At 34.9% G+C, this 2,547-nt stretch carries 2 protein-coding genes; both read left to right on the forward strand.

Translation table 11 applies throughout. From position 1 onward, the window contains the following. Positions 1–148 precede the first annotated feature (148 nt). Complete coding sequence (locus tag DC498_RS25830; RefSeq protein ID WP_116877012.1) at positions 149–1,429, forward strand: SIR2 family protein; 1,281 nt, start codon at positions 149–151, stop codon at positions 1,427–1,429. Positions 1,430–1,670: 241 nt separating this feature from the next. Further along, the gene (locus DC498_RS25835; protein ID WP_116877013.1) at positions 1,671–2,291 is read left to right on the forward strand and encodes a hypothetical protein; all 621 of its coding nucleotides are present in this window, start codon (positions 1,671–1,673) and stop codon (positions 2,289–2,291) included. Positions 2,292–2,547: the final 256 nt, after the last annotated feature.

Genomic DNA, 2,547 nt, shown 5'->3' on the forward strand with positions numbered 1-2,547 from the left:
ACATATCCGGCTGACCGAACACTAATGAACTACAAAATATATTTTCAACTTTTGTATCTTACATCAGCAGCAGTACCGGGCTGGACGTTTTTCAAATGCCCTGCCGAACGCAAAGCTGTGACCGTTGGCGGCAACCTAAACAGACTTCATGAAAACTCGTTCAGCTTTTTTATTTGGTGCTGGTGCGACAATAGATTGGAAATCTCCATCAACCTCAGACCTGACAAAAATATTGTTGGACTCAGGTTTTCGAATCACAGATAATACAACAAGAATTACAAAATTTATCTATGACAAACTTTTGAGTAATGGCTTTAATAGTTCTGATGTCAATTTTGAAACAATAATCAATGTAATTGAAGAACTAGCCTTATACTATTCAAAATATCAAAAAGAAATACCACATTCTTTATACAGCTGCTTTTTTGAGCCCAAGTTTGAAACAGAGCTGTTTAATTTTTCTGTACTCAAAAATGAATATTCTTCAAGGTTTGAATTACAAATTCCTAAAGGTAAAAAATACGATTTCGCAAGATTTGCTCACTATGACCAAACCCCAACAGAACTTTATTTCCAGTATTTAATTCAAGGGCTTTTATCGGACATTAGTGCAGAAGTATCTCATTACTCATATCATTCAGAAAGTCATAGCGTAATTGATTTTGAGAGCGAAGTAAGCAAAGATTTTACAAAGTGGATGCAATCGAAATTTCAAAGTTCAATTTTACGGATGTATACCTTAAACTATGAAAGAATTTTTAAAGTTTTACTTGAAAAAAATGGTATCGACATATTTGAAGGTTTTCATGAACGACAAGAGACATATATAGGAAAGGTTTCAAGAGCCAATATTCCAAAAATTTTAAATGATGTTGAATCAAATATTTACTACAACTTACACGGTTCAGCATTCTGGCAGGTTCGGGACTTAGACAATTATCAACTTCCACATGTAGAAATATTTGATTCAGATTTTCCTCATTTGCAAATGAATGATTCACCAGCAACTCTTCAAATCGAAAAAGGAAAAAATATCTTAGTTACAAACATTGTGACCGGCTTTCAAAAAGCACAAAGAGGCATGATTCCACCAATTAGGCAAATGCAAGCGGCATTTGACAGGGATTGTTGTTTAGCAGATGAACTCTTTATTATAGGATACTCTTTTAATGACGAGCATATAAACCAATGCTTAAAAACTGGGCTTCGACACAATAGAAATCTAAAAGTCAAGATAGTTGACCCCAATTTCATAAAAAACAAAATGGATGAACATTTCTCTATTCAGATTTTTCCTTTCACTGACCAGGGATTTGAAAATATGCGACCAAAAAAAGTAAAGGAAAATTTATATAGTTTTCATGGTGACACATTTACTGTTTATACGGTTACGTTTGGACAGTTTTTAAAAGAACAAGCCATAGACTAGGCAGCCGCCAACAAAAGGTTTGCCGCAAGGCTGGCGGACGGAATAACAATCATCAGTTTTACTACTATCAGCTAATATCGGGCTTGACCGAATTCTATTTGGCCTTTAGTTGTTAACTTCGCCATCAGTTTTTCAATCATCATCGGTACCAGGCGGACGGAATACTAATTCCCGTACTTCGGCAAGCCATGTCCGTTATAGGGCATTTTAGGACAGACCGCAAACGAACATACAGAAGACAATGAAACAGACAATTTTAATATTAACCTTTGCTTTGACAACATTATTATGTTACGGACAAAAAGAACATTTAGAACCAGCAAAGGACTTCAAACAATACGAAGGTGTTTTAAAAGAATATTATGACAATGTGTTTCCAAAACTCTACAAAGGATTCTCGCAGACGCCATATGCACGTTACACTTCAATGCCTTCATTTTCGAAAGAATATGCTTTTTCAGTTGAAACAATAGACGGTAAGCATTACATTATATCAAATAGTTTTTCAGAAAATTTTTGGTATGCTAAAAAGCGTAATACCGTAAAACTAATTAGTAACAAAACCGAAATTGACAATATTCTTTATTCAAAAATTGGAGAGTTGTTTCAAATTCTTGCCGAACAAACCAAAATACCCGAAAAAGAGACAATGGGACTTGACGGAGTAAGTTATTATTTTGCAACAACTGATACAAGCGGACAAATTAAGACAGGCGAAACTTGGTCGCCAAACGACAATTCATTGTTAGACAAACTTGTAAACGTCTGTGATAAATTATTTTCACAAGACAGCAAAAAAAACATTATAAAGACTGACATTTTAAACGAAATTGAAACACTAATTGAAGAATTTAAAAAATAAAACGCCCTATAACATCGTATTGGCAATAGGCGGGCTGAACGGCTTCGTATCAACGGAAGTGCAAAATTCAACTTCCGTTCTTCGATTGAAGTTCAGTGCTAAAAATCCCGCCCATCGCCAATACGCGGCACGTAAGCTGCAATACTAATTGACATCCACCAATGAATTTGAAATATACATTTCTGCGACTTTTAGGTTACAAGACTTACGACGAAATGTATAAAGAGTTACAGGACGGCAGACGTAAACAAATTTC

It is taken from the genome of Terrimonas sp., assembly GCF_003075435.1.
In the GTDB taxonomy this organism is placed as follows: Bacteria; Bacteroidota; Bacteroidia; order Chitinophagales; family Chitinophagaceae; genus Agriterribacter.